Below are 1,241 nucleotides of genomic sequence, written 5' to 3'. Positions count from 1 at the left end.
GGCGGGCACCGCGGCGAACTGCGCGGGCGCGCCGGCGACGGCGGGCGCCGCGGCCGCGGGCGCGGTCGCCGCGACGTCGGCGGGCGGCTTCCAGTCCGCGGTGATCGGCTCCTTGAACCCCAGGTGGATGTGGTTCATGTGCGCCGCGTCGGTGAAGTACCCGGGCCCGGAGATCGCGAACGGCGAGCCGATCTCGTTGGGGCGGATGTTCGGGTCCAGCTGGGAGACCTCGGACGCGATCTCGCGCGCGAGCGGGCTGTCCGGGCTCACGATCTCGCCGTCGATCGCAGCGATGTCGAGCCCGCGGCCGTGATGGTGGTTGGAGATCGACCCGCCCGCGGTGAACTTCGAGTGGTCCGAGCACATGCACGAGACCGTGATCTTGTGCTCCTGGCTGAGCTTGGTGAGCACGCCGACGACGCGCGGGTCGATCCGGCCGGCCTTGATGTCGGCGATGCCGTCCTTGTCCAGAACCACGTTCTTGTTCTTGAGCAGCGCGAGCGCCTCGGCGTTCGGTTCGCCACCCTTGCCCTCGGCCCCGAACTGCGCCGGATCGATCGCCGCCGGCGCCTTGGGCGCCTCCACCACCGCCGGCGCCGCGACCGGCTGGGCGGCGGGCGGCGCCTGCGCCGCGGTCGGCAGCGTGTTGTCGGGCGCCGCCGTCGGCAGCGCGTTCTCGGCGGGGGCGGTCGGCAGCGAGTTCTCGGCCGGTGCCGCGGGCAGCGAGTTGTCCACCGGCGTGGCCGGCAGCCCGTTCCCGCCCTTGGCTCCGCCCCCGCCTGAGAGCCGGCGCGCGAGCCGCCGCGCGAGCCCGCCCGACTGCTGCTGCTGGTTGCCGCTCGCGGGCAGCGCGCCCCTGACCGCGCCGTCAGCGGGGAGCGAGTTGTCGGCCCCCGACGGCACGTCGGTGAGCGGCGTCGTGTTCTCGCCCGCGGGCAGCTCGTCCGAGCCCGGCAGCGCGGACGTCGTCTCGTCGAGCGCGTTCGCGGCGCCCTCCTGCTCGGCCTTCTTGGCCGCCTCTGGGGAGTTCTCGTCCGCGATCCGCTTGGCGGCTTCGGCGGCCGGGTCCGGCCTGTCCTCCGGCTCCTGGGGCTTCTCGGGCTCCTTGGCCTTGTCCGTGTCGGTCTTGGCCGCCTCGCCCTCCGGCGGTGCCGCCTCGGGCGGGGGAGCAGCGGCCGGTGGCGGCGCCGCGGGCGGCGCAGCGGCGGCGGGCGGGGCGGCGCCGTCCGCGGGCGGCGCGA

The 1,241-nt window shown here is 75.9% G+C and carries 1 pseudogene; it reads right to left on the bottom strand.

The window, feature by feature from the left end:
* Positions 1-1,241: pseudogene (locus tag OJ962_RS34185) on the bottom strand (hypothetical protein); the annotation flags it as partial.

Origin of the sequence: Solirubrobacter deserti, from assembly GCF_027587175.1 — a bacterium.
GTDB classification, from domain to species: Bacteria; Actinomycetota; Thermoleophilia; order Solirubrobacterales; family Solirubrobacteraceae; genus Solirubrobacter; species Solirubrobacter deserti.
The sequence above is the reverse complement of the archived record's forward strand: the minus strand, read 5'-3'. Positions and strand labels throughout refer to the sequence as shown.